This is a genomic window from Streptomyces capparidis (assembly GCF_054782095.1).
Genome location: NZ_BAAGTD010000081.1, coordinates 1 through 24,634, shown reverse-complemented (window position 1 = coordinate 24,634; position 24,634 = coordinate 1). Strand labels below are relative to the sequence as shown.

Sequence of the window (24,634 nt, the reverse complement as noted above, 5' to 3'; positions counted from 1 at the left end):
GGTCCGGCCGCCGACGGGCAGTGACCGGCGGCGCGCCCGGCGGGCGCGCCACCTCGACGGGCGCGTGCTCGGGCGCGGCTCGCTCGCCGTCCCCGGCGGACACGGCGCGGGCGGTCCCGCCGCGCGGATCACCGCGCCGCGGCGGACGGGCGCGGACGGGCGCGGACGTGGTTCCCGCCCCGCCCGGGGTGGTTTGGGGACACCGGGCGGGGCGGGCGGCGGGGGGCGGCTACTCGCGGGCTCGGCTCGCCGGGTGCGGATCGGCGTCACCGGCCGCGGCGGCGGCCGTGGGGGGTGGGCCACCGTTCGCGCCGCCCCCGTGGACATCGGCCAGGCTCAGCCCGGTGGTGCTGCCGGCACCGCCGAGCCTGACCTGGTGGTCGAGGCTCACGAACTTGCCCTGGTGCTGCCACAGGGCGGGTTTGAGGAGGGCGTACTTGCTCTCGTCCCAGGTCTTCCAGTCGTGCCCCAGCAGGCCGCCGGTGTCCCCGGAGTTGGGGTTGACGCACCAGAACGTCTGGTGGATCCGGTTCTCGGCGATCAGGTCGCGCAGCGCCCGCATCCACTTCTCGTTGGCGCCGCCGTCCATGTGGCCGCCCCACTCGCCGATGAGCAGCGGCGCCTTGTTCTCCTTGTGGATGAACAGCCAGTTGGGGTCCCAGGCGTCGCGTTCGAGGGTGGCGCGGCTCCAGTCGCCCTTGAACCACGGCTGCTGGGCCACTGAGGGGCCGTAGTCGTGCGGGGAGTACACCAGTTGGTCCTGCCCGGCGCCGAGGTCCACCGGGTGGTCGCGCACCCCGCGCAGGTTCCCGCCCCACCACATGCCGTGGTAGTCGGCGCTGTTGGTGGAGCTCCAGTCGGCGCCGTTCCTCGGATAGATCTGGACGCCCTCGCACAGCACCAGCACGTTCGGGTTCACCGCCAGGATGCGGCGGCCCGCGGTCTGGCAGGTGTGCTTGAAGTTGTCCTGGTCGGCCGAGCCGTCCCACTTGGCGCGCGGGCTCTCGTTCGCGCCGCCGTGGGGCTCGTTCTTCACGTCCATCGCGACGAGGGTGTCGTCGTCGCGGTAGCGGGCCGTGACCCACTCCCACGCCTGGTGGAACAGCTCCGGCGTGATGCTGCCCTTGTACCAGACCGGGTAGGTGTGGCCGGAGTTGTCCGCGTCGGCGCTGTGCACGTCGAGCATGACCTTCAGCCCGTACTTCTCGCACAGCGCCAGCCAGTGGTCGAAGACCTGGAGGCTGGTCTTCCCCGCGAGCTCCGGGTTGGCCCAGGCGTTGACGGCCGACGGGACGGTGGCCCGGCCGTCGCGCCACTCCAGCAGCAACTGGGTGGAGATCGGCACCCGGACGATGTTGATGCCGCGCTGGGCCAGGGACTTGGTGACCTCCTCGATGTTGGCGGACCACAGGCCGTGGAAGACCCGCTCGGTGGCGTTGAAGCCGAACCAATTGGCGCCGGTCAGCCAGACCTCGTCGCCGTTCGCGTCCACGATCCGGTTGCCCTGGGTGTGCAGCCAGTCCGCGGTGTCGGCGGCGGACGCGGCCGGGGCGGGGGTCGAGGCCGGCGCCGGGGCGGAGGCCGTCGCGGTGCCTGCGGCCAGGGGCGGCAGCAGCAGCGCCACCGCGGCCAGGGCCACGGCGGCCGGCTTCGGCCGGGGGAGCGGGGGACGTCGCACGGCTCGGACCCTCTCTCGATCGGTGGGAGCGCTCCCAATGGACGGCCACAGGCGGCGGGATCTGGGCTCAGGTGCTTGCCGGGTGGTGCACGGTGCGTCATCGGGCGCGCGGCTCTTCGCGCCGACGGAATGGCGGCCCATATTCACCTTGTGGCGCGCTGCCTCTCGGGTGGCGCCGGAAAATATGAACTCAGACGGGGTGTGGTCATGTCAACGCATCGGACCGCTTTCATTTGTCGAAACCGGGCAGCCCGCAGGGCCCTCACTGCCCGTTGCGGTCCTGCATCTTGTGAAGCGGCGCTTCATGGACGGGAGCGCTCCCACCCAGTTGCCGCGAGTCACCCTGCCTGCACGCCCCGTGACCGGGGCGCGCGGCGATCCGGCCACGTCCCGGCGGGGCCGCCGTGCCCCACGCCGCGCCGAAGCGCGGGCCTGCGCCTCGGCGCGGGGCGGACCTGACGGGCCCGCCGACGGAACGGATCGGGCTCCCGGGACGGTGGTGCGGCAGGGCCCGGTGGGCCTGTCTCGGCGGGTGGTGCGCCCGTGGCGCCGCATGGGCTCGGCGGAAGCGAAGTCCGACCACATCGCGGCGGAGGGGGGCACGCCGGTCGCGGGCGGGTGGGCGGACATCCGCCGCAACCGCCGTGCCGCGTCCGGTTTCGGGCCTGGTCGGGCCGCTCCGGGATCGCGTGCCCGGAGGCCTCGGCGTGGCGGCCGGGCGCGGATCGCCCTGGAGGGATGCTCCTCCTCGCCGTTGAGGTGGTCCGACCGCATCCCGGGGAGGGCCGGTCCGCTCCGGGTCGCCGGTATCGCCTGACGCGCGCTGATCAACCGGGTGCGGATCTCCGGGCTCCCGCCGGTGACCCCGTCCGCCGATGGCCGGTCCCGGGCCGACCCCCGGCAGGAGGGCCCGTCGCCGCAGACCCGCTCCGGGGCGCCCGGACACCCGGGGAGACCAACCCTTTTCGGACGCCGACCACGCGGCGGCGGCTCCACCGCCGCCACCCGACCGGGGCCACCGCACGCCCCGCCCCGGGGCGGCGCCCGGTCGCCCGCCCGCCGCGGACCCGGGCCCGCGGCGACGAGCCCACACCGTCCGGGCCCGTCGTGGCCCCGGTGCGGGGCTTCCCCGCGATCCCGTGGGGGACCGTCCGTTCGTCCGCGGCGGGGGGCGGGTCAGCGTTCGCCGGTGCGGCACTTCTCGTCGTCGTGGCACTGGGTGCTCCGGTCCGTGAGGCCGGGGGAGGAGGGGCGGGTGTCGTCGTCGGAGAAGGGGGCGAGGACGGCGAACAGCACCAGGGCCGCCGCGGCCAGGGCCTGGGTCCAGGCCGCCACCGGCAGCCGCGCCCGGAAGAAGCCGAACGCCGCGAGGCCCGCGGCCAGCGCGATGACCCCGAGGACGGGCAGCGCCTCGCCGTTGCCCAAGCCGTCGGTGTCCCAGGAGGTGGACAGCGCGAGGTAGCCGACGACGAGCACGGCGAGCGCTTCCAGGGCGAGGGCCATGACCGCGACGAGCACGTCGGACAGCCGCTCTCCCCACGCCGCGCGGGACCCGACCTGTGAGGTCTGCGAAGACATGCGCGGCAGTCTCACAGCGGCAGCCGGACACCGCCTGAGTACGGCTACTCACTTCCCGCGACGCCGTTCTGTGAGGTTCCGCCCAGCGGCCCGCGCGTGATCCATTTGCCTCCCGCCGGGGCCGGGCCTGTCACCGTCCGCCAAGACGATCTTCGTCGCGTTCCGCCGCCCCACCGTGGTGTCCGCGACCCGACCGACCGGCACCCAGGAGGCCGCCCATGACCCTCCGGCACGACCCGGCACGCGAGTTGCCCGACATGGCGGAGGCCGGCCACCGCTCGTCCCACCTCGCGAACGGCGACGACGGGGAGGCGGCGGCGCGGGCGGCGTGGCTGGTCGCGCAGCACGCCGACCGCCGACTGGAGGTGCAGCGGCGGGCGCTCGGGCTGATGGAGCGGGCGGTGGCCGCGGGCGAGGCGGACCGGCGGCAACTGGCCTTCCTGCACGACAGGACCCGGGTCGACGAGGGCCGGGAGCAGCGCTACGGCACCCGGGTCGCCGGGGTCGGGGACGGGGCGCCCGTGCCGTGGCCTTGCGAGGACCCCGAGCGGCTGGACGAGCTGCGGGCTCAGGTCGGCATCGAGCCGTTCGCCGTGTACACCGCCCGCTTCCCGGTGCCCGGCCCTCGCGGCCGACCGCCGCTCAGCCCGTCCGGCCCACCCGGGCGGCGATGGCGCGGGCGCACTCCAGCGCCTCGGTGCGGGTGGTGTCCACCTCCATGTCGTACACCACGCCCCGGTGGACGGCCTCCGCCTGCCCGCGGGCCATCCCCGGCGTACGGTCGCCGCGCGCGGTCTCGCGGGCCTCGGCGACCGCGGCGTCGCACCGCACCCCGACCCACAGCACGCCGAGCCCGTGCAGCGCCTCGCGCCACCGCCGCTGCGAGTCGGCGCCGCCGAGGAACACCTCGTCCACCACGACACGGGCGCCCGCGCGGGCCATGGCGGCCACGCCGAGGGACCACGCCTCGTCCAACCGCCGGAAGGCCGGGCCGACGTCCACCCCGCCGTCCTCGGCGAACGCGATCCCGCCGTCCGCGCCGAGCAGCGCGGGCGGCAGCGCGTCGACGAGGGTGTCCGCGCCGAGCACCAGCCACGGGTCGGGCAGCAGCGTCTGGAGGCAGCGGGCGATCCGGGACTTGCCCGCGCTGGAACCACCATTGAGCACGATCACCTGGACGGTCACCAAGGCACCGTAGAGGGCGGACTCACGCCCGGACCAGCGCTTTTCGCCCGGTCAGCGGGGCGATCCGGGCCACTCGTCCTCGAGCATCGCGTACACCAGCTCGTCCCGCCACGAGCCCTTCAGCCGGTGGTTGTGGACCAGACGGGCCTCGCGGCGCATGCCGAGCCGCTCCACGACCCGCGCCGAGGCGGTGTTCTCCGCGTCGAGGCTCGCCGCGATCCGGTGCAGCCGCAGGCCCTCGAAGCCGAGCCGCAGCATCTCCCGGGCGGCCTCGGTGGCGTACCCGTGCCCGCAGTGGCGGGGGTGGAGCACATAGCCGATCTCGCCCTGGCGGTCCGGTTCGCTGGTCCACTGGAGCATCACCTCGCCGATCACCTCGCCGGTCGCCCGCAGCACGACGGCCGGGTGGAGCACGTCCCCCTCGGCCCGCAGCGCGCTGCGCCCGAGGCGCGCGGCGAGCAACTGCCGGGCGCCCTCCAGGTCGAGGGGCTCCCAGCGCAGATGGCGGACGACGTCGGGCACGCGGAAGCAGGCGTGGACCGCGGCGAGGTCGCCTGGGGCGAACGGGCGCAGCTCCAGCCGCTCGGTGCGGATCGGGAAGTCGGGTGCCAGCACGGGCTCACCCTACGGCCGCCGCCCGCGGGCGGCGGCCACAGGACCCGGGCGGGGTTCACGCCAGCAGCGGCGGAAGCACGTCGCGCACCGTCAGCAGGCCCGCGAGCACCGCGAACAGCACGGCGGACAGGGCGGTGAACACCCCTTGCCCGCGCGGTCCGACGCCGGTGCCGAGCCGGGCCACGCAGAAGGCGATCACCGCCTCCAGGCCGGAGGCGACGGTGAACCAGACGGCGGTGAACAGCGCCAGTCCCGCGGCGCCGCCCGCGTCGTGGGCGCGCAGCATCGTCGGCGTCCCGGTGGCGAGCCAGAACGTCCACGTCAACGGGTTGACGAGGTTGCCGATGACGCCCTTGACGAACGCCCGGTCCGGGGTCTCGGCCGCCGCCTGGCCCTCCCGCCACAGCCGCCGCGCGTCGCGCGCGCCCTGCCACGCCAGGGCCAGGAAGACGGCGGCGCCCGCCAGGCCCACCCAGAACGACGCGGCGGCCAGCGCGCTGATCACCCAGGCGAAGGCGAGCGCGGGCAGCAGCAGCACCAGGTCGGCGAGGGCGGAGCCGAGGATGACGCGCAGCCCCGCGCCGAAGCCCCGGGACGCCGACTCCTGGAGGATGGTGACGAACACCGGGCCCACGGACAGCGCGGCCCCGACGCCCAGCAGGACGCCGAGCCACAGCACCTCGCCCATCACTCCTCCCCGGCGCGGGAGGGCCCGGCGGGGTCGGTGCCGGTGCGGTCGGTGCCGGTGGGGTCGTCGAGGCGGGAGGGGTCGGCGAGGTGGCCGCTCTCGGTGACGTCCTTGACCGTCTCCAGGGCGATGGAGGTCACGGTCCTGGTGATGCCCGGGATGGCCCGGATCCGGGACAGCAGGACCCGCAGCGTCCGCGGGGACGCGGTGCGCACCTTGAGGATGTAGCTGTCCTCGCCGTCCACGTCGTGGCACTCGAGGATCTGCGGCTCGTCCCGCACGAACTGCTCGAAGGGTTCCTGCTCGTCGGCCGACGCCCGGGTGGAGACCCGGACGAAGGCGACGAGGGACTGGTCCACCGCCGCCGGGTCCACCAGGGCGGTGTAGCCGCGGATGACGCCGTCCCGCTCCAGGTGCCGGATCCGGGAGTGCACCGAGGGGCCGGTGAGCCCGACGGCCTTGCCGAGCGCCGCGTGGGTGGCCCGTCCGTCGGCCTGGAGGAGCCGCAGCAGCTCCCGCGCGGTCGAGTCCAGGGGCGGCGGCCCGGAGCGGGAGGAGTCGCCGGATGTTTCGTTCGTCACCGCGATCGCCTTTCCATGAATCTTAGAATGATCGTATGGGATGACTACGATTCTTCGAAAGCCCCGTCGTGGGACCGTCGCGGTGGAATGCCTGTGCGGGCTGTCGTACCCGTCTGCGAAGATCGGTCCGTGCACGAGGAGGGGACGCGATGAGCACGGCTACGGGGATGGACTTCCTGCTCGGCCTGGTCGGGCCGCAGGAGGCGGAGCGGGCGCGCTCCCGGCTCGGGGACGAGGCCCCGCGGCCGTCCGCGCGGGGCAGGGCGGAGGCCGCCGAGGAGCTCGGTTACCTCGACGCGGCGCCCGCCTCGGTCCTGCTGTGGTTGCTGGAGCAGGACGACCCGGACGTCAACGCCCTGGCCTTCCACAACCCGCACTCCACCAACGCGGTCAAGCGCGACGTCCTGCGCGGCGTCCCGTTCGGCCCCGGTGACCGGGCGCCCGTGGAGCGTCCGCAGGACCTGGAGTACTACGACGAGCCGGAGATACCCGCCGCGGCCTCCCCGCACGGCGTCGTCGGCACACTGCGCCGCGCGCGCACGCTGCGGCAGGCCAGGTCCGCCGCCATGGCCGTCTCCCGCGAGCACTGGCCCCGGATAGCCGCCGCCGACCGCGAGGAGCCGCTGCCCGGGCACGCCCGCTGGGCCCTGGCGATACGCATCGACTGCCCGCCCGCGCTGCGCGAGCAGTTCGGCTCCCACCCGAAGTTCGCCCACCGGCTGCGGCAGGCGGGCATCGTGCGGGACGCCGCGGAGTACGTCCGCGCCTGGCGGCCCGCCCGCGACGTGCTCACCGTGCTGTCGCTGGGCCGCGTGGCCTTCCCCGCCCGGGCGGAGGAGGCCGCCGCGGCGCTGCGCCCGCAGGTGCGCGCCCACCTCGGCGGGAACCCCGAGGCGTGGGCGGTGTGCGCCCAGTTGCTGCCCACCTTCTCCGGCACGCTGCCGGAACTGGTGGCCACCTCGGGCGCGATCGCGCACACCGCGGCCTGACGGGGTGAGCCGCGCGCCGCGGGTCGGCCGGAGCGGCACGGCTCGGCGGGAACGGCCCTCGCACCGGAGGGCAGAGGGCGGAGGGCTGCGGGTGGAGGCGGACGGGGCGGCTGGAGTCGAACCAGCGTCCTCCCGGTTGTGGAGACCGGGCGCGACTGCCTCTGCGCTACGCCCCGTCCTCGGGCGATCGTAGCCGCCCGGGGCCGGAGGGGCGCTGTCGGTGCGAACTGATAGCAAGTAGGAAGCGTCGCAACACAACGGGGGGTGGCATGGCCTACGACGGGCGCCGGGAGAAGCGGCGGCACGTGGTCGATCTGACGGACCGCCGCGCGCTGGAGCGCTGGCGGCCCGCCGATCCCGAGGTGGTCGAGGAGGCGCGGCGGCTGAAGGAGTCGGCGCTGCTCGACTTCGGCCTCACCGACTCGGCCGTGGCCTCCTGGCTGTACTCCAAGTGCCGCCACCAGATCCCCACCACCGCGATCGACACCGCCGCCGTGGTCGCCTCGGGCGACGGCTCCTGCCTGCTGCTGTACAACCCCGGCTTCTTCGTCGGCCTCGGCCTGGAGGGGGTGAAGTTCGTGCTGTTCCACGAGGCCAGGCACCTGGTGCACCGCCACCTGTTCGCCGAGCCGGAGCTGCGGGAGGACCCCGTGTTCGACATCGCCGCCGAGGTGTCGATCAACCATGTGGCGATGGTCCGCCTCGGCCGCGACGCGCTCCCGCTGCTGAACGGCGAGCCCACCGGCGTGGACCCCCGGCGGGTGCACGCCGACTACGCCGCCGACCTGACCGCGCAGGGCCTGGACCCGCTGTCCTACGGCGAGTTCACCGCCACCGACATGACCGTGTACGCCGAGCTGAAGCGGATGAAGAACCCGCCGGTGCCCGCGCCGCTGTGCATCCACCTCGCCGAGGGGGGCATACCGGCCGACCAGGAGGCCACCGACCTGGCCGTCTCCTCCGCGCTGCTCAACTCGCTGCTCGCCGCCCGCAGGGGCCACGCCGGAGCCGAGCGCGAGCTGCTCGACCTGATGGACCGCACCGACGGCGCCTCCGAGCGCGTCAGCCGCATCTGGGGGCGGCTCGGCGCGGGCGCGCTGCGCGGGCAGACCGCCCGCACCGGCCGGGTCGACTGGTGGCAGCGCTGGCTGGTGGACGTCCTGGCGTCCCGGCTGCGGGAGGGCGAGCGCCTGGTCTACCCCAAGAAGCGCGGCGCCCTGCTCGCCGCGCTCGGGCACGACCCGATGCTCTCCCGCCGCGGCCCGGTCCGCGACAAGGTCCTCGTCATCGCCTACGACACCTCGGGCTCGATGCCCGACAGCGTGGTCCACTGGCTCACCGATCTGGTCGGCGGCATCGACGGCGTGGCCGCCCACTGGCTGTCCTTCGACGGGGTGGTGATGCCGTTCAAGCCCGGCGAGCGCGTCTACGGCGGAGGCGGCACCAGCTTCCAGGCCGTCGTGGACTACGTCGAGGGCCGCACCGCCGTGAACGGCGCGCTGTTCGAGGAGCGCCCGGACGCGGTGATCATGCTCACCGACGGCTACGCCCCGCACGTCACCCCGGCCGAGCCCGACAAGTGGATCTGGCTGATCACCGAGGGCGGCGACGACTGGCCCGAGGCCCACGACCCGCCCATGGCCTGCCACCGCGTCACGACAGGAGAACGATGACCAGCACCACCACCGAGGAATCCCGGGAGCGGACGCAGGCCCGGCGCGCCTGGCGGGCCAGCGCCACCTACCCGGAGCCGCCCGAGGGCTGGACCGGCCGGTCCCGTCTCGAGTCCTTCATCGACGCCATGATCGACATGGGCCAGACCGGGCAGGTCTTCGGCGAGCACGGCATCGGCAAGACCGCCACGTTCTTCAGCCACATCGCCGAGGCCCACGAGGACACCGAGCTGGTGTTCGTGCCCGCGGCCAACCTCACCCCCGACGACCTGCTGGCCAACGCCCCCGTGCGGGACGCGCGCACCGGCGAGCTGGTGCTGCGCCAACTGGTGATGAGCCAGCTCAAGCCGGGCCGCAGGTTCGTCCTGCTCATCGACGACTCCCTCCAGGCCGGGGAGACCATCCAGTCCCAGTTGATGCAGATCGCCTGCAACTGGACGCTCGGCGAGTACGACCTGCGGGCGCTCGGCTGCGTCGGGGTGTTCCTCACCGACAACGAGTCCCTGGCCGAGACCGCGGCCCGCCGCAGCGACCTGGCCATCCTCGACCGGATGGTGACGGTGCGGCTCACCGCCAACGACACCTCCTGGCGGATCCGCCTCGCCTGGAAGTACCGCGAGTGGAACCTGCGCGGAGTGTTCGCCCTGTGGGCGTCGCTCAGCCCCGCCCTGCGCGAACTGCTCTCCCCGCGCACCCTCGACCACATCCTGGCCAACGCCCGCGAGGGCTTCCCGCTGCGCTGGGGACTGCCCCTGGTCAACGGCGAACGGATGCGCCTGGCCGAGCAGGTCGGCGAGAACGGGCGGGTCCAGGACCGCACCGCGGAGATCCTGGACCGGATCGCCACCAATCTGGGCGTGCCCAACCCCGGCACGGTGCCCGACCCGGTGCGCCGGGTGGTGCGCGCGGCGCTGCGCAACCGCTGGACGGTGCTGCTCCAGGGCCCGCCCGGCTGCGGCAAGACCGAGGTGGTCCGCGAGACGGTACGGGCCGAGCTGGGCCGCGAGCCGCTGTACTTCTCGCTGCCGGTCACCAACGTCGAGGACCTGTGCGCCCCCATCCCCACCCCCGACGGCTCGCTGGACAACCTGCTGGCCGCCAACTTCACCACCGCGGAGCCGAAGGCCATCGTCTGGGACGAGTACAACCGCCCCAAGGACAAGGCCGCGTTCGCCAAGCTGATGGAGATCACCCAGGAGTGGTCCCTGGCCGGACGGCCGATACCGAACCTGCGCGCCCAGATCGCCGTGCAGAACCCGCCGTACCACCTGGGCCGCAAGCTCCGGGTCGCCCGGAACAACATCGCGCAGGCCACCCGGTTCACCGCCTCCCTCGAGGTGGAGCCGGAGGACATCCCCGCCAACGAGTGGCTGATCGCCCGGTACGGCGCCGTCGCCGAGACGGTGCTGGAGTGGTGGAAGCACGACATCGACGACGAGGGCCGGGCCTGGATCACCAAGCGGACCATGGAGCGGCTGATCAAGCTGCACCAGCGGGACCTGCCCCTGGAGATCGGCACCATCTACCTCGGCGACGGCGAGTACGCCCCCGTGCCGCTGACCGCCCTGGTCGACCGGCTGAGCAACCGGCCCGTGACGGGGCTCGCCGAGCTGGCCAAGGACGTGGACGCCTGGGAGGCGCGGCTGCGGCGGGCGGGGCAGGCGTCCAGCGAGGGGGACAACGACAGCGACATCGTCCACCAGGTGCTGGCCAACGCGGAGCTGTCCCAGTTGAAGAAGCACCGCAAGGCGGTGGCCCGCCTGGTGGCGCTGCTGCCGCCGAAGCTGCGCTCCACCTACCTGGTGGGGGCGTCCGAACAGCACCAGCGGTTCTGGATAGAGACGTTCGCGAAGATGCCGCGGTAGCCCCGGACGGCGCGGGACACGGGCCGCGGACGGGGGCCGGGCCGCCCGGCGCCCCGGCGGTGGCCCGCCTCCCGGCCGCCCGCCTCCCGGCCGCCCGCCGCCGGTCCCCGCCGCCCGTCCCGGCCGTCCGGTCGCTCAGTCCCCGTCGTCCGCGTGGCCCGGCTCCCCGGCCGTCGGCGGCGCCGTGCGGTACACGCTGCGCACCGCGGCCACGTCGGCGGGCACGGGCGGCAGCGGCGGCAGGCCGCCACTGCGGGCGTCCAGGCGGCGCCGGACGCTGGTGGCGACGCCCTTGCCGAGCAGGAACCGGGTGGGGCTGACCGCCCGCTCCGCGCCGTCCAGCAGCCGGTGCGCCTCGCGGCTGCGCATCCCGGTGTGCGCCAGCACCAGGTGGGTCATCCGGTGCGGCCCGGCGGACAGGGCCCCGGCGATGGCGGTGGCCGCGGCCTCGTCCACGCGGTTGCCCGGCGCCCCGAGCGCTCCGGCGGCCCGCACCCGGCCCAGGTCGCACACCTCCACCCCGGCGGCGACCGCGGCGGCCACCAGCCGGGCGGCGGCGCGCGGGCCGATGCCGTCGCTGGCCACCGACAGCCGGGTCAGGGCGCCGTACGGCGCCGCGGCCAGGGCGTCGGCGAGGGCCAGCGCGCCCTCGTCGCCGAGCCCGGCGGCGGACAGGTACAGCTCGCCGACGGCCCCGGCGGCCAGGATCGGCGCCGCGGCACGGGCGCCGCCGGGGCCGAGCGGGTTCCCCCCGGCGTACAGCCGCAGCACCCGGCGGCCCGACGCCGCCGCCGTCACCAGCGCGTCGGCGAGCACGGCCAGGCCCTCCGGGGTCAGGCCGGTCTGCACCAGGTCCAAGGTGCGCAGGGAGCGGGCCGCGTCCACCAGGGCGGCCGCCGCGTCCCCGCCGCCCGCGCCGAGCGGATTGCGCTTGAGCCACACCCCGGTGACGGCCTGCGGGGAGGCGCGCAGGCTGTCGGCGATCCGGCAGGCGCCGCCCGCCGTGATCCCGTTGCAGCCGAGGTAGAGGGTCTCGACGTCGCTGTCCGCGGCCCGCTCGGCGACCGCGGAGGCGCCGTCGTCGCCCAGCCCGTCCGTGCCCAGCAGCAGATGGCGCACCGGACCGGGCCGCAGGGCCTCGGCGACCCGCGCCGCCCCCTCGGCGCCCAGGGCCTGCTTGCACAGGTCGAGCCGCCCGTCGGGCAGCGCCGTCCCCGCGGGGAAGTCGAGCCGCCCGGCGGGGGCCTCGCCCGTGCGCAGCCAGGCCAGCAGCGGGTCGAGGTCGGCCGCGGGGCGGGGGACGAGGGGCCCGATCCCGGCGAACGGCCGCTCCGCGGGCCCGGCGCCGCCCGCCGCCCCGGACACGGCCCCTCCCGGCACGGCGCCCCCGGGTGTGGCGCCCCCGGGCGCGGCGCCTTCGCGGGTGCCCCCGGTCTCCGGGTTCTGGTGCACGCTCACCACTCGGCTTCCTGGTAGTCCTTGAGGAACACCCCCGCCACCGGGGCGCCGGCCTCGCCGCGCACGATGGGGTCGTACACGCGCGCGGCGCCGTCCACGACGTCCAGCGGGGTGCGGAAGCCGCCCTCCGCGATCCGGACCTTCGTCGGCAGCGGGTTCTCGTCGGTGATCCACCCCGTGTCCACGCTGCACATGTGCACGCCCCGCGCGGCCAGTTCCGGGCCGCTGGTGCGGGTGAGCATGTTGAGCGCGGCCTTGGCCATGTTGGTGTGCGGGTGCCCCGAGGTCTTGCGGCGCACGGCGAACCGCCCCTCCACGGCCGTGACGTTGACGATGTAGCGGCGCGGGTGCGGCGAGGCGAGCAGCAGCGGCAGCAGTCGGTCGCACAGCAGCGCCGGGGCGAGGGCGTTGACCAACTGCGTCTCCAGCACCTCGGCCGGGTCGAGCCCGCCGAGCCGCGCCGACCAGGAGTTGTCCCGCGCCGGGTCGGGCAGCAGCCCGGCCTCGTCCGGCTCCCCGAGGACCAGGGCGAGCACCCCGCCCGCCGCCGCGCCGCCCGCCCCGCCGTCTCCGGGCAGTGCCGCCATGGGGCGGAACCCGGGCGCGGCCAGCACCCCGGCGGGCAGCGTCCCGGCCTCCCCCTCGGCCAGCAGCGCGTAGGAGGCGGCGGGCCGCCGCACCGTCTGGGCGGCGTTGTTGACGAGGATGTCCAGCGGCCTGCCGTCGGCGCGCAGTTGCTCGCACAGGCCGAGGACCTGCCGCGGGTCGCGCAGGTCGACGGCGACGACGGTGAGCCGGTCCAGCCACGCCCCGCTGCCGGGCACGGCGCGGAAGCGGCGCAGCGTGTCGTGCGGGAACCGGCTGGTGACGAGGAGCTCCGCGCCGTCGCGCAGCATCATCAGCGCGAGCTGGAACCCGATCTTCACGCGTCCGCCGGTGAGCAGGGCGCGCCGCCCGGTCAGGTCGCAGCTCAGCGCGCGGCGGGCGGAGTTGTCGGCCGCGCAGGCGGGGCACAGCAGGTGGTAGAAGGCGTCGGTCTGCCGGTAGGAGCCCTTGCACACGTAGCAGCGGCGCGCCCGGGCCAGCACCCCGGGCGTGCCGGGGGCGGTGAGCGGGGCGTCCTCGCGGCGGGCGGTGGCGCCGGTGGCGGTGGCGGCGAGCACGGCGGCGTCCGCCTCGGCCCGCAGCCGGCCGCGCCGCTTCCTGCGCCGGCGTCGCCCGTCCCGGACCAGGGACTCGGCGACGTGCTCGGCGCGCAGCCGCACCGGGTCGTCGGGGGAGAGGTCGCGGAGCCTGGCCACGGTGCGGTGGAACGCCGCCAGCTCCTCCTCGGTGATGCCGTCCACGTGCCCGCCCCGTCCGAAGTGCCCCTGCCCCGATGCCCCCTTGGGTGACCCCGGCCGGATTCGAACCGGCGTACCCGCCATGAGGTAACGGTGCGCCTGCCTCTGCGCTACGGGGTCGTGATGGTGCCCGCTCGCACGGCCGGATTCGAACCGGCGTCCTCCCGCACGGCTTGCGGGTGCGTCTGCCGCTGCGCTACGCACGAGCTGGGGCGCGATCCTATCGTGTGACGATCACTGCGCCCGATCCCCTGGGATGGTCGCGGTCGGACGCGAACCGGTGCCCTCCGTCGGTGGGGACGGTGTGCGCCCGCCGGGCCGCGCCGCGGGGCTCGCGGTGCCTGCCCGGGCGACCGGATTCGAACCGGCGTCCTCCCACTACGGCCGTGGGTGCGACTGCCTCTGCGCTACACCCGGGCATTGGCTGGGATCCTACCGTGTGACGATCACTCCGCCGGCCCTGTCGCGTGGCGTCCCCGATCGCGGGGTTTGCCCTGGTGGGCCCAGGGAACCCGTCCGCTGCCGATCACATCTCGGCGCGGCAGGAAGCAGACCCCGAAGCCGGAGGAGAGGTTTCAGCGCAGTGGACGAGCAGCGGGCCCCGCAGAACCCGGCCGAGCGCTACCCGCGCCCGGAGTTCCCCCAGCAGGACCAGCCGCACCCCGGCGGCACCGAGGACATGGAGCCCAGGCCCGACCACGGGGAGAGCTCCTACCGGGGCAGCGGCCGCCTCGAAGGGCGCCGCACGGTGATCACCGGAGGGGACTCCGGGATCGGCCGGGCGGTGGCGCTGGCGTTCGCCAGGGAGGGCGCGGACGTGCTGTTCACCCACCTGGAGCAGGAGGAGGACGAGGCGCGGGAGACCGTACGCCTGGTCACCGAGGCCGGGCGCAGGGCCGTCGCGGTCTCCTGCGACATCCGCGAGGAGAGCCAGTGCCGCTCCCTGGTGGAGCGCGCGGTGCGGGAGTTCGGGCGCATCGACGTCCTGGTGAACAACGCGGCCTACCAGATGGCCCAGTCCGACAGCATCGAGGGCATCTCCACCGAGCAGTTCGACCGCACCCTGCGCACCAACCTCTACGGCATGTTCTGGCTGTCGAAGATGGCGCTGCCCCACATCCCCGAGGGCGGCAGCATCATCAACACCACCTCGGTGCAGGCGTACAAGCCGAGCCCGCACCTGCTGGACTACGCCACCACCAAGGGCGCCATCGTCACCTTCACCCAGGCGCTCGCCCAGTACCTGGCGGAGCGCGGCATCAGGGTCAACGCGGTGGCGCCGGGGCCGGTGTGGACGCCGCTGATCCCGGCCACCATGCCGGACACCTCCGAGTTCGGCGCCCAGGCCCCGATCGGCCGCGCCGCCCAGCCCGCGGAGATGGCCCCGGCGTACGTGTTCCTCGCCTCCCCCGAGGCGAGCTACATCACGGCGGAGATCGTGAACGCCACGGGCGGCACCCCGCTGCCCTGAGCGCCCCCTGCCCCCGGGCCGCGCGCCGCGTCCCGACCGGGAGCCCGTCACAGCCCGACGTGCCGCTCCAGGCGCTCCAGGCGCTCGGTCAGGGGGCGCAACTCCTCGCGGACGGCCGCCGCCAGGGCCGCGCGCACGGCCTCGGGGGACGCCGCGGCGGGCTGCTCCGCCGCGCTCTGGGTGGCCCGCAGGTGCCGGTACCCGGCCAGGGCCGCGGCGACGGCGCGGCGGGTCAGCCGCAGCTCGGCGCCCAGCGCGCGCAGCACCTGGCCGGCGGTGCCGTCGGGCTCGGCGACCAGGCCGAGCAGCAGGTGCTCGCAGCCGACGTAGTTGTGGCCGAGCCCGGTCGCCTCGGTGACGGTCAGCTCGAGCGCGTTCGCCAGGGGGCCGCTGAAGTGCCTGGCCGGCTCGCCCTCCGCCGGGTCCGGCACCCGCTCGGCGAGTTCGCGGGCCACCCGGTCGGGGTCGATCTCCAGCGCGAGCAGCACCTGGAACCCGAGGTTGCCGCCCTCCTGGAGGAGCCCGCCGAGCACGTGCTCGGTGCCGACGCGCGCCGCGCCCTCGGCCCCGGCCCGCTGGACGGCGAGCCGCATGGCGGCCCTGGCCCGGTCGGTGAAGTGGGTCAGGCGGGCGGTGGGGTCGTCGCTCTCCAGGTCGCCGAGGGCGGTCTCCCGGATGGCGGTCACCCGGCGCACCGCCTGCTCCAGGGCGCGCTGGCAGATGGCGGAGACGGGCAGGCCCGCCTCCTTGACGGCGTCGGCGAGGTCGTCGGGCAGATAGACGTTGATCTTGGGCATGAGCGGCCTCCGTCGGTGTTCCGGGGCGAGGGGCCGGGAGGTGCCTCCGGGGCCGGGGTTCCGCCCCTCGCCTCCACCCGAACCCCATAGGGGTTAGTGCGGGGTTATGCGCTAGGTATACCCCCGGCGGGGTTATGTGTCCAGGGGTCGGCGTCGGGAGGGCGCCCACTGGTGTGCGCGGGCCGGGTGCGCGGCGCGGGAGCGACAGGCGTGCGGCGGGGACGCGGCAGGCGGGCGGGCGTGTGAGTAAGGACACTCGCGCGCCAAGTCCACCCTCGAACGCGTGACTTGGCCCGCCGGGCAGGCACGGCGGCGCCGCGCGGCTCCCGGCTCGCGGAAGCCGTCTGGGAGCATGGGGCGACGCCGGACCCGGCGGTCGCGGCACCGCGGCCGGCCGGGAGAACGCGCGACGACCTCGGTCGGGCCACGCCTGATCGGGGTTCTTCTCTGCCGTGAACTCCTCTCCCGGGAACTTCCGCGCCGGGAACCGTCCGGCGCCCCCCGCACCGCCCCCGACCCCACCCACCCCTGCCTGCCTCCATGCCTCACACCGCTGACCTCGCCGAGCCCCCGGCTCCGGAACCCTCGGCCCCGGAACCCCCGGCCCCCGGATCCCCCACCCCCGGGCACCCCGGACCCGCCCCGGCCGAGGCGCCGGCCGAGCCCCCGTCCGGCGCCCCCGCCGGCCGCCGCCGCCGTACGGCCCGGCGCGGCCGGGCGGCGCCCGGGACCGACCGCAGCCCCTGGCGCTGCCTGCGCCACTCCGGCATGCGCTGGTGGTCCCTGGCGAACCTCGTCTCCAACGCCGGCACCTGGATGCAGCTCACCGTGCAGAACCTGCTCGTGCTGCACATCACCGGCTCCGCCGCCGCGGCCGGGCTCTCCCTCGCCGCGCAGTCCGCCCCCGGCCTGCTGCTCGGCGCCGCCGGAGGCGCCAGGGTGGACGCCTGGCCGCGCAAGCTCACCGCCGCGGTCAGCCAGGCCGTGCTCGGCCTGGTCGCCTTCGCCACGGCCGCGCTGGTCGCCCTCGACGCGCTGGACTTCCCGCTGCTGCTCGCGCTGGCCGCCGTCACCGGCCTGGTCGCCACGGTGGACGGCCCCGCGACCGCGCTGCTCGGCAACGACCTGGTGCCCGCCGGGGACGTGCCCTCCGCGATCGCGCTCGGCTCCGTCGTGCACAGCGTCGGCAGGCTCGCCGGCACCGCGCTCGCGGGCGTCACCGTGGCCCTGCTCGGCACCGGCGCCGCCTACGTGGCCAACGGCCTGTCGTTCCTGTTCGTCGCCGCCGTCATCCCGTTCCTGCGCACGGTCCGCGACGACACCGCCCCGCCGCCCGCCGGCGCGGGCGCCGCCCCGCGGGGGACCGGCGGCGCCCGCGAGGGCATGGCGTTCTTCGCCCGCCGGCCCCGCCTCGTCGCGCTGGCCGCCGTCACCGGCCTGTCCGCGGTGTTCGGGCGCAACTACGGGCTGACCCTGGCCGTCCTGGTCACCGGCCCGCTGCACGGCGGCACCGAGCAGTTCGGCCTGGTCTCCACCGTGCTGGCCGCGGGCGGCATCGGCGGCGCGGTGCTCGCCGGGCGGCTGCGCCGGCCCTCGGTGCGGCTGGTGGCCGCGCTGGCCGCCGCGGGCGGGCTGCTCCAGGCCGCCGCCGGGCTGTCCCCGACGCTGACCGTGCTGCTGCTCCTGGTGGTGCCGATGGCGGTGGCCGAGGCGCTGTCCGACACGGCGGGCGCCACCGTCCTCCAGACGGACCCGCCGCCGCACCTGCGCGGCCGCGTCCTCGGGGTGTGGCGCAGCCTGAGCACCGGCTGGGGCCTGGCCGGCCCGCCGCTGCTCGGCCTGCTGCTGCAACTGGCGGGCGCCCGCGGGGCGCTGGTCCTGGGCGGCGTGGTCATCGCCGGCGCGATCGGCGCGGGCGCCGCCGGCCGCGCCCGCCTGGCCTCCCGCGAGGTCGCCGTCGTCCCGGTGCGGGGGCCCGCCGCCGCCCCGGCGCCCGGGCTGTCCACCGCCGCCTGACCCGCCGCGCGCCGCCGCCCGCGGCCCGGCGGACCGGGACGGGTGGACCGGGACGGGCGGCGGCGCCCGCGCGTCACGGCCCCGGCAGCACCCGCTCCCGCGGCGCCCGCTCGGGCACCGCCCGCACCAGGGCGTTGATCACCCGGTCCGCGGCGTCTCCGCCCGGCTCGTCGACGAGGTTGCACATGGCCCGGAACAGCACCCGCATCACCGGCGGCGCCAGCACCAGCCTGCGGCTGACCAGCGCGGTGACCGCGGGCCTGGCCAGCACCGCGGACAGGGCCGTGCCCAGGCGGTAGTAGCGGCCGTGCCGCCGGTGCAGCTCGTACGGGTACCACCGCAGCACCCGCTCCCGCGCCGGCCCCTCCGGCCTGGCCAGCGCCTGCACCGCGATGTCCGCGGCCAGCTCGCCCGACTCCATCGCGTAGGCGATGCCCTCGCCGTTGCACGGGTTGACCATCCCGCCGCAGTCGCCGACCAGCAGCATCCCCGGCAGGTAGTGCGGGACCCGGTTGAAGCCCATCGGCAGCGCCGCCCCGCGCACCGGCCCGTCCGCGTTCTCCTCCCGCAGACCCCACGCGTCCGGGGTGCGGTCCAGCCAGTCGCGCAGCATCCTGCGGGTGTCGAACGACCCGTCGTGGGCGTCGTTGAGCACGCCCAGGCCCACGTTCACCCTGCCGTCCCCGAGCGGGAAGATCCACCCGTACCCGGGCAGCACCCGGTCGTCCTGGCGGCGGCGCAGGTCCAGCCAGCACTCCAGGTACGGATCGCGGTGCCGGGCCGGGCTGCGGTAGTAGCGGCGGATCGCGGTGCCCACGGGGCGGTCCTTGCGCCGCTCCACGCCCAGCGCCATGGCGAGCCTGGCGGAGCCGCCGTCCGCCGCCACGACCAGCGGCGCGGTGCAGGTCATGGGCTGCCGCCGCGGCCCCACCTGCGCCCGCACGCCCGTGACCCGCCCGGCCGCGTCCAGCACGGGACCGGTGACCTTCGCCGCCGTCAGCAGCCTCGCCCCGGCCGCCACCGCGTGCCGGGCCAGCAGCTCGTCGAAGTCCAGACGGGTGCGGGTCAGGCCGTAGCCGGGGAAGCGCGCCGTCTCCGGCCAGTCGAGTTCGAGGCGGACGTCACCCGACACCAGGCGCAGCCCCCGGTTGCGCACCCAGCCCTCCCCGGTGGTGTCGATGTCCATCCGGACGAGCTGGTGCACCACGCGCGGCGTCAGCCCGTCCCCGCACACCTTCTCCCGGGGGAACTCCGCCTTCTCCAGCAGCAGCACGTCGATGCCGTGCCGGGCCAGGTGGTAAGCGGCGGAGGAGCCGCCAGGGCCCGCGCCCACCACGATCACCTGGGCCCGGGTGTCGCCCTCGGGCCGCCCCTCGGCCGGGGGCGGGACGGCCGGGGCGGGCTCGTGCGCGGACTGGTCGAGCGGGAGACCCGTCTCGGAGGGCATAGGGCTCCTCGGGGGAGATGCAGAAGGGAGACGCGGAGGGGGACGCGGGAGGGGAGATGCGGAAAGGAGAGAAAGAGAAAAGGCAGCGAGGAATTCCTAGCAAATCCCCTGGGTGTTTGCGAGAAGGCGGCGCGGTGCGGCTTCCGGCTTCGGCGACAGGGGACCGCGGCCGGGGCGGCGGCCGGCTGAACGGGTGAAATACGCGGAGGCCATTCCCGGCGGGGCGGGGCGGCTCGGGAATTGCCCGCGGAGCGGCGGAAGACGGAGCCGGGGGAGGGGAGCGGGGGAGCAGGCCGCGGCACCCGCCCGGCGCGCGGGACCCGCACCGGGGCTCCCTCCCGTCGCGGCGTCCGCCACCGGGGCGGCGGGCGATGCGACGGGCGGGAGGGTCAGTGCGTGTGCGGGGCCGACTCGGCGGCGGCGCACTCGGCGTGGCCGCACGGCACCGGCTCGGCGCCGTCGTCCTCGGCGTCCAGGTCGTGCACCCGGGCGCCCTGGTACTGCGCCCCGTACGGCGGCTTGGGCGGGTCGAACAGGCACTTTCCGCAGCTCATGTCGGCTCCTTCGTCCGTGGCGTCGCACGAGGCCGTACCGGGACCGGCCGCACGGCCGTCGCCGTACTCGCCGGTACGCCTTCCAAGTAGACCTGATCGACGGTGGTTCCGCGGGGAAACGCCGCCTTCGGCGCGCCCGGTGGCGGCGTGGACCGGCCCGGCCCGCCCGGCGCGCCGACCGGACACCGGCGACCGGAACGCACCTCCAAGCTACCCATCCCACCTGCGGCTCCCACCGAATCCACGGGTGGTGACGGATTCGCCCGGGGCCGCTTGGCACATTTCGCGCAACCCGGGGCGCGCCCGCGCGCCCCGGCTCTCGTTCCGGCCCGCGGGAGCGCACCGGAACGCGCCGGGGCACGGCAGCCGGGTCACGGGCTCGCGCATCGGGGCCGGGACATCGGTCCGGGCCACCGGGAAGGCCGTGGGAGCGCACCGGGCGGACGCCGGGGCACGGACGGGGCCGCCGCATCATGCGTCCGGGGCGCCGGGCCACCGAGCGTGAGCAGGGCAAGGACGACTCCACAGCCCGAGCGAGATTCCCATGGCCCTCCCGATCACCGCCGATCGCCGCACAGGTCCCACCCCGGACACCGCCCACGGCCCGTCCGCCTCCTCCCCCGCCGTCTCCCTCGGAGCCGACGCGGTCCGCGTCGACCGCCACCTGCTCAGCGGTGTCGTCCACTTCCCGTTCCGGGCCCGCTCCGGCGCCGGGACGTGGGCCGAGCTCGGCCGCCTCGCCGCCGACTTGGGCGCGGAGCGGCACCTGCTGGTCGTCGACGACCTGCTGCCCCCCGAGCACGCCGCGCGGGTCCTGGCCCACCTCACCGCGGCCGCGCCCACGCGCGTGCTGCGCCTGCCCGCCCGTCCGCCGCAGCCCGGCCCGTGGCCGCCCTGGGACCTGCCGGGGTCCGCCCGCCCGGAGGCCGTCGTCTCCCTGGGCGGCACCCGCGCCGTGGACGCCGCCCGGCTGCTCGCCGCGCACGCCGGGGCGCGCCCGGTGCACCTGCCCACCACCCTGTGGACCGCCGCCGGCGCCGCCCTGGCGCTGCGCCACCCGGACGGCGGCCCCGTGCCGCCGCCCGCGCTGGTGTGGACCCACACCGACCTGCTGGCCACCCAGCCCCGCGACGCGGTCAGGTCCGGCGTGGCGCAGGTGGTCAGGGCCGTGCTCGCCGCCGCCCCCGCGCGGTACGACGACATGGCCGCGACGCTGCGCCCGGACGCCCGGTACGGCCCGCGCGCCCTGGCCGCGTTCCTCGGCCTCACCGCGGACGTCCGCGCGGCGCTCACCGCCTTCGACCCCCTGGAGGAGGGGCTCGGCGCGGCGCTGCGCTACGGGGACACCGTCGGGCGCGCCGCCCGGTCGGCCGCAGGCGGCACCCTGCGCCACGGGTTCGCCACCGGCCTCGGGATGCTCGCCGCGGCCCGGATCGCGGTGCGGCGGGGCCTGATGGACACCGCGGACGAGCGGGCGCACCGGCTGCTGCTGGAGCGCGCGGGCGCCCCCGCGGTGTGGCCGCGGGAGCTGGACCCGGAGCGGGTGGCGGCCCTGGCCGCCTCCGGCGCGGACGGCGCCGACGTCGCCCTGCTCGACGGTCTGGGCCGCCCCCACCGCGAGCGCGGCCGGATGGCCACCCGGGTGGCCCGGGACGAGCTGCGCGCCGCGATCGAGTCCCTGCTGCCGCCGCGGCACCCGGCGCCCGGTCCGGGACCGCTGTCCCGGCAGCCGGTCCCGGCCGGTCCCGGACGGCCGTGAACCGGAAGGGACAAGGCCCCGCCCCCGCTCCCATGCGCCTGGGGCGGCGGGCCAGGAAGTGTCGTCGGTGCGGGAAGGACCCGGGCCCCGGAGCCCGCCCCGCACCGGCCGCCGCGGAACTCCGCGAGGAATCCGCGGCACCCCGGGGGAAACGCCGCGCCGGGACCGCGGAGAAGTCCGCGGCGAAAGGCGGGCGGAACCCCGGAAAACCCCGAACGCCCCGCGGCGGCGCCCGCGGGAGGAACGCGGAGACCCCGCGCCGAGAACGAAGGAGAAACACCACAGTGCTCACCGAGAATGGCACCCCCCGCCCCGCCCACGGCCTGTTCACCACCGGCCGCCCGGTCAGCGGCTGGACCGTCAGCGCCGCCAGGACCGTCAGCTACGAGGTCCGGCTGTGCCCGGGCGTGCTCGACCCGGCCAACCCCGCGCTGGCCACGGCCGGGCAGCCCGGCTCCCCGCGGCGGCTGCTGGTCGTCGAGGCCCGGGTGGACGAGCTGTACGGCCGGGCGATACGCGCCTACTGCCGGGCCCGCGACCTGGACTCCGAGGTCCTGGTGCTGCCCGCCCACGAGCGGCTGAAGACGATGGACTCGGTCTGCCGCGTCACCGAGGCGATGGACTCCTTCGGCGTCGACCGGCGCCGCGAGCCCGTGATCGCGGTCGGCGGCGGGGTGCTGCTGGACATCGTCGGCCTCGCCTGCGGCCTGTACCGCCGCAGCACCCCGTACGTGCGGGTGCCCACCACCCTGATCGGCCTCGTCGACGCCGGGGTGGGGGTGAAGACCGGGGTGAACTCCGGCTCCCACAAGAACCGGCTCGGCACCTACCACGCCGCCTCCACCACCCTGCTCGATCCGGCGTTCCTGGCCACCCTCGACGACAGGCACGTCAGCAACGGCCTGGCCGAGATCCTGAAGATCGCGCTCGTCCTGGACCAGCGCCTGTTCGAGCTGCTGGAGCGCGACGCGGAGCGGCTGGTGCGGCACCGGATGCGCGAGGAGCCCGGGTCGAGCGCCACCGAGGTGCTGGCCCGCGCCGTGCACGGCATGCTCGCCGAGCTCCAGCCCAACCTGTGGGAGCACGGCCTGGAGCGGGTGGTGGACTACGGCCACACGTTCAGCCCGACCATCGAGATGCGGTCCTTCACCCCCGGCTCCGGGCCCGCCCTGCTGCACGGCGAGGCGGTCTGCGTCGACATGGCGCTGACCACCGTGCTCGCCTGGCGGCGCGGCCTGATCGGCGTCAGGCAGCGCGACCGCGTCCTGTCGGTGATGCGCAGGCTGCGGCTGCCCGTCACCCACCCGCTGTGCCGGCCGGACGTCCTCGCCGACGCGCTCGCCGACACGGTGCGGCACCGCGACGGCGAGCAGCGGCTGCCCCTGCCCCTGGGCATCGGCGACGCCTGCTTCGTCAACGACGTGACGGGCGGCGAGCTGGAGCGCGCCGCGGAGTTCCTGCGCAGCCGGGAGGACCGCCGTGCGTGAGGCACCCGTCGTCGCCACCGTGCGGCACCCCGCCGACGTGTACGGCGTGCACGCCGCCGACGGCCTGTCCCGCTGGGCGTGCCTGGCCAGACGCGCCGGACTGCACGGGGCGTGGGAGGCCGTGGAGTGGGCCTGGCTGCCGCCCGGCGGGGTCAGCGGCGAGCACCTGCACTCCCGCACCGAGGAGGTGTACGTGCTGCTCGGCGGCCGGGGCGTGATCACGCTCGACGGCACGCCCCACCGCGTCGGCCCCGGCGCCGCCGTGCTCACCGGGCTCGGCACCCGCCACGGCCTGCGCAACACCGGGCGGGACCCGCTGTCCTGGCTGGTCGTCGAACTCACCGCGACCCCGGGACCCCCGGCCGCCACCCCCGGCATCCCCACTCCCACCCCCGCCCCCGCTGGATCCGTGACCCCCACCGAAGGAGGACCCACCGTGCCCCGCCCCGACACCCGTCCGCCCGGACGCGGCAGCGCCGTCGTCCCCGACCTGCGCCGCACCGGCCCGGTGGACCCGGGCCGCGTCCTGACCGGCCCGCTGCGCCTGATCGCCGTGGACCGGCTGCGCCCCGGCGGCCGGGCCACGCTGGACGCCGACGGCGTCGAGCACACCGTGTTCGTCACCGGCGGCACCGGGCAGGCCCGCACCCGCGGCACCCGGGTACCGCTCGGCCACGGCACCGGGCTGACCCTGCCCCTGGGGTCGTCCGCCACCCTGACCGCGGGACCGGGCGGCCTGGAGTACTTCCACGCCGTGCTGGCCGTCCCGGAAGGGGGCGACCGGTGATCGTCGCCCCCGCGGGCCGCGCCGAGGTCCTGCTCGGCCACGGCACGGAACGGATCCGCATCCACTGCCTGGCCAGGCGCGGCATGCTGCACAGCGAGTGCGAGGCGTTCGACCGCGTCGGCCTCAGCCCCGGCGCGCGGTTCGCCCTCGTCGGCCGGGAGGGCACCGAGGCCGCCTGGTACGTCGTGCGGGGCACCGCCGCGCTCAGCGCCGGCGGGTCTGATAACAGGCCCCAGCGGCTGGGTGAAGGCAGCCTCGTGCTGGCCCCGCGCGGCGAGGACGTGGAGCTGGAGGCGGGACGGTACGGCGCGGAGCTGCTGTGCCTGACCACCGTGCCGCCCGCCGTCACCGCCGCCCTGCCGCCGCGCACCCCGGACACGGTGGCCGAGGCCCGCCCCGCACCGGCTCCCGGCCCGGCCCCCGGCCCCGCCGCGGTCCGGCCGGGCCCGGCCGTCCGCCTCCGCCCGTCCACCGACGCCCCCGCGGCCCCGGCCGGGGCCGCCCGCTCCCGTCCACCCGCCCGACCCGCCCCGGCCACCACCCCCGGCCGCGGCCGCCGCCGCCGCGCCCCCGCCGCGCCCGCCGCCCCGCCGCGGCCCCCGCGCCCGGCGTCCCCAAGTCGGAGGCCAAGCGGTCTTAGGAAGACAATCGGAAGGCACAACT

Annotated in this window: 20 protein-coding genes, 3 tRNA genes and 2 pseudogenes; 10 read left to right on the top strand and 15 right to left on the bottom strand. The window is 76.3% G+C overall.

Translation table 11 applies throughout. The features are described 5' to 3' along the window. Positions 1-229: 229 nt before the first annotated feature. Positions 230-1,678 (bottom strand): glycoside hydrolase family 5 protein, encoded by a 1,449-nt coding sequence (locus ACYVO2_RS35470; RefSeq protein ID WP_461012227.1) that lies wholly within the window; start codon positions 1,676-1,678, stop codon positions 230-232. Positions 1,679-2,854: 1,176 nt separating this feature from the next. Next, the gene (locus ACYVO2_RS35465; protein ID WP_461012226.1) at positions 2,855-3,256 is read right to left on the bottom strand and encodes a DUF6234 family protein; all 402 of its coding nucleotides are present in this window, start codon (positions 3,254-3,256) and stop codon (positions 2,855-2,857) included. A gap of 218 nt (positions 3,257-3,474) precedes the next feature. Between ACYVO2_RS35465 and ACYVO2_RS35460 the strand changes: the two are divergent. Then, positions 3,475-3,867: pseudogene (locus ACYVO2_RS35460) on the top strand (DUF6624 domain-containing protein); the annotation flags it as partial. 31 nt (positions 3,868-3,898) lie between these two features. Here the strand turns inward: ACYVO2_RS35460 and cpt are convergent. From cpt to ACYVO2_RS35440, 4 genes are all read right to left on the bottom strand, one after another. Then, positions 3,899-4,429, bottom strand: a complete 531-nt coding sequence (cpt, locus tag ACYVO2_RS35455) for a chloramphenicol phosphotransferase CPT (protein WP_461012230.1) — start codon at positions 4,427-4,429, stop codon at positions 3,899-3,901. Between the two features lie 63 nt (positions 4,430-4,492). Next, positions 4,493-5,056 (bottom strand): GNAT family N-acetyltransferase, encoded by a 564-nt coding sequence (locus tag ACYVO2_RS35450; RefSeq protein WP_461012225.1) that lies wholly within the window; start codon positions 5,054-5,056, stop codon positions 4,493-4,495. 55 nt (positions 5,057-5,111) lie between these two features. Next, positions 5,112-5,744 carry a LysE family translocator gene (locus ACYVO2_RS35445; RefSeq protein ID WP_461012224.1) on the bottom strand — a complete coding sequence of 211 codons (633 nt, stop codon included), beginning with the start codon at positions 5,742-5,744 and terminating at the stop codon, positions 5,112-5,114. Continuing rightward, positions 5,744-6,325: an Lrp/AsnC family transcriptional regulator gene (locus tag ACYVO2_RS35440; RefSeq protein WP_461012223.1), complete on the bottom strand. Its 582-nt coding sequence runs from the start codon at positions 6,323-6,325 to the stop codon at positions 5,744-5,746. Before ACYVO2_RS35440 ends, ACYVO2_RS35445 begins: the two co-directional genes overlap by 1 nt. Before the next feature lie 149 nt (positions 6,326-6,474). Here ACYVO2_RS35440 and ACYVO2_RS35435 point away from each other — a divergent pair, with 149 nt between their 5' ends. Beyond that, positions 6,475-7,314, top strand: coding sequence for a hypothetical protein (locus tag ACYVO2_RS35435; protein WP_461012222.1), 840 nt, complete (start codon positions 6,475-6,477; stop codon positions 7,312-7,314). 101 nt (positions 7,315-7,415) lie between these two features. Here ACYVO2_RS35435 and ACYVO2_RS35430 read toward each other — a convergent pair. Beyond that, positions 7,416-7,490: transfer RNA gene (locus ACYVO2_RS35430), tRNA-Trp, on the bottom strand. Between the two features lie 93 nt (positions 7,491-7,583). Between ACYVO2_RS35430 and ACYVO2_RS35425 the strand changes: the two genes are divergently transcribed. Beyond that, a complete protein-coding gene (locus ACYVO2_RS35425; protein ID WP_461012221.1) occupies positions 7,584-8,987 on the top strand; it encodes a vWA domain-containing protein in 1,404 nt (467 codons plus the stop codon). Next, positions 8,984-10,852 carry an AAA family ATPase gene (locus ACYVO2_RS35420; RefSeq protein WP_461012220.1) on the top strand — a complete coding sequence of 623 codons (1,869 nt, stop codon included), beginning with the start codon at positions 8,984-8,986 and terminating at the stop codon, positions 10,850-10,852. Before ACYVO2_RS35425 ends, ACYVO2_RS35420 begins: the two co-directional genes overlap by 4 nt. Positions 10,853-10,987: 135 nt before the next feature. Here the strand turns inward: ACYVO2_RS35420 and ACYVO2_RS35415 are convergent, their stop codons facing one another. The 5 genes and pseudogenes from ACYVO2_RS35415 to ACYVO2_RS35395 form a co-directional block, all read right to left on the bottom strand. Continuing rightward, positions 10,988-12,310, bottom strand: a complete 1,323-nt coding sequence (locus ACYVO2_RS35415) for a leucine-rich repeat domain-containing protein (RefSeq protein ID WP_461012219.1) — start codon at positions 12,308-12,310, stop codon at positions 10,988-10,990. Further along, complete coding sequence (locus ACYVO2_RS35410; protein ID WP_461012229.1) at positions 12,307-13,647, bottom strand: SDR family NAD(P)-dependent oxidoreductase; 1,341 nt, start codon at positions 13,645-13,647, stop codon at positions 12,307-12,309. Before ACYVO2_RS35410 ends, ACYVO2_RS35415 begins: the two co-directional genes overlap by 4 nt. A 54-nt stretch (positions 13,648-13,701) precedes the next feature. Beyond that, a tRNA-Glu gene (locus tag ACYVO2_RS35405) sits at positions 13,702-13,773 on the bottom strand. Positions 13,774-13,786: 13 nt separating this feature from the next. Beyond that, a tRNA-Gly gene (locus ACYVO2_RS35400) sits at positions 13,787-13,859 on the bottom strand. Positions 13,860-13,997: 138 nt separating this feature from the next. After that, positions 13,998-14,070: pseudogene (locus ACYVO2_RS35395) on the bottom strand. 166 nt (positions 14,071-14,236) lie between these two features. On the opposite strand from ACYVO2_RS35395, the gene ACYVO2_RS35390 reads away from it, so the two are divergent. Then, positions 14,237-15,124, top strand: coding sequence for an SDR family oxidoreductase (locus tag ACYVO2_RS35390; protein WP_461012218.1), 888 nt, complete (start codon positions 14,237-14,239; stop codon positions 15,122-15,124). 47 nt (positions 15,125-15,171) lie between these two features. On the opposite strand, the gene ACYVO2_RS35385 is transcribed toward ACYVO2_RS35390, so the two are convergent. Beyond that, on the bottom strand, positions 15,172-15,921 hold the full coding sequence (locus ACYVO2_RS35385; RefSeq protein WP_461012217.1) for a Clp protease N-terminal domain-containing protein: 750 nt from the start codon (positions 15,919-15,921) through the stop codon (positions 15,172-15,174). Positions 15,922-16,689: 768 nt separating this feature from the next. Between ACYVO2_RS35385 and ACYVO2_RS35380 the strand changes: the two genes are divergently transcribed. Beyond that, positions 16,690-17,937 (top strand): MFS transporter, encoded by a 1,248-nt coding sequence (locus ACYVO2_RS35380; protein WP_461012228.1) that lies wholly within the window; start codon positions 16,690-16,692, stop codon positions 17,935-17,937. Between the two features lie 73 nt (positions 17,938-18,010). On the opposite strand, the gene ACYVO2_RS35375 is transcribed toward ACYVO2_RS35380, so the two are convergent. Then, positions 18,011-19,384, bottom strand: a complete 1,374-nt coding sequence (locus ACYVO2_RS35375; protein WP_461012216.1) for a geranylgeranyl reductase family protein — start codon at positions 19,382-19,384, stop codon at positions 18,011-18,013. Between the two features lie 389 nt (positions 19,385-19,773). Continuing rightward, positions 19,774-19,938 (bottom strand): hypothetical protein, encoded by a 165-nt coding sequence (locus ACYVO2_RS35370; RefSeq protein WP_461012215.1) that lies wholly within the window; start codon positions 19,936-19,938, stop codon positions 19,774-19,776. A 544-nt stretch (positions 19,939-20,482) separates the two neighbouring features. Between ACYVO2_RS35370 and ACYVO2_RS35365 the strand changes: the two genes are divergently transcribed. The 4 genes from ACYVO2_RS35365 to ACYVO2_RS35350 all read left to right on the top strand — a co-directional run. After that, complete coding sequence (locus ACYVO2_RS35365; RefSeq protein WP_461012214.1) at positions 20,483-21,697, top strand: 3-dehydroquinate synthase family protein; 1,215 nt, start codon at positions 20,483-20,485, stop codon at positions 21,695-21,697. A 284-nt stretch (positions 21,698-21,981) separates the two neighbouring features. Further along, positions 21,982-23,184 (top strand): sedoheptulose 7-phosphate cyclase, encoded by a 1,203-nt coding sequence (locus ACYVO2_RS35360; RefSeq protein ID WP_461012213.1) that lies wholly within the window; start codon positions 21,982-21,984, stop codon positions 23,182-23,184. Then, positions 23,177-23,971 (top strand): cupin domain-containing protein, encoded by a 795-nt coding sequence (locus ACYVO2_RS35355; protein ID WP_461012212.1) that lies wholly within the window; start codon positions 23,177-23,179, stop codon positions 23,969-23,971. Before ACYVO2_RS35360 ends, ACYVO2_RS35355 begins: the two co-directional genes overlap by 8 nt. After that, the coding region (locus tag ACYVO2_RS35350) for a hypothetical protein (RefSeq protein WP_461012211.1) at positions 23,968-24,634 on the top strand (667 nt) is incomplete at its 3' end. The genes ACYVO2_RS35355 and ACYVO2_RS35350, both read left to right, overlap by 4 nt.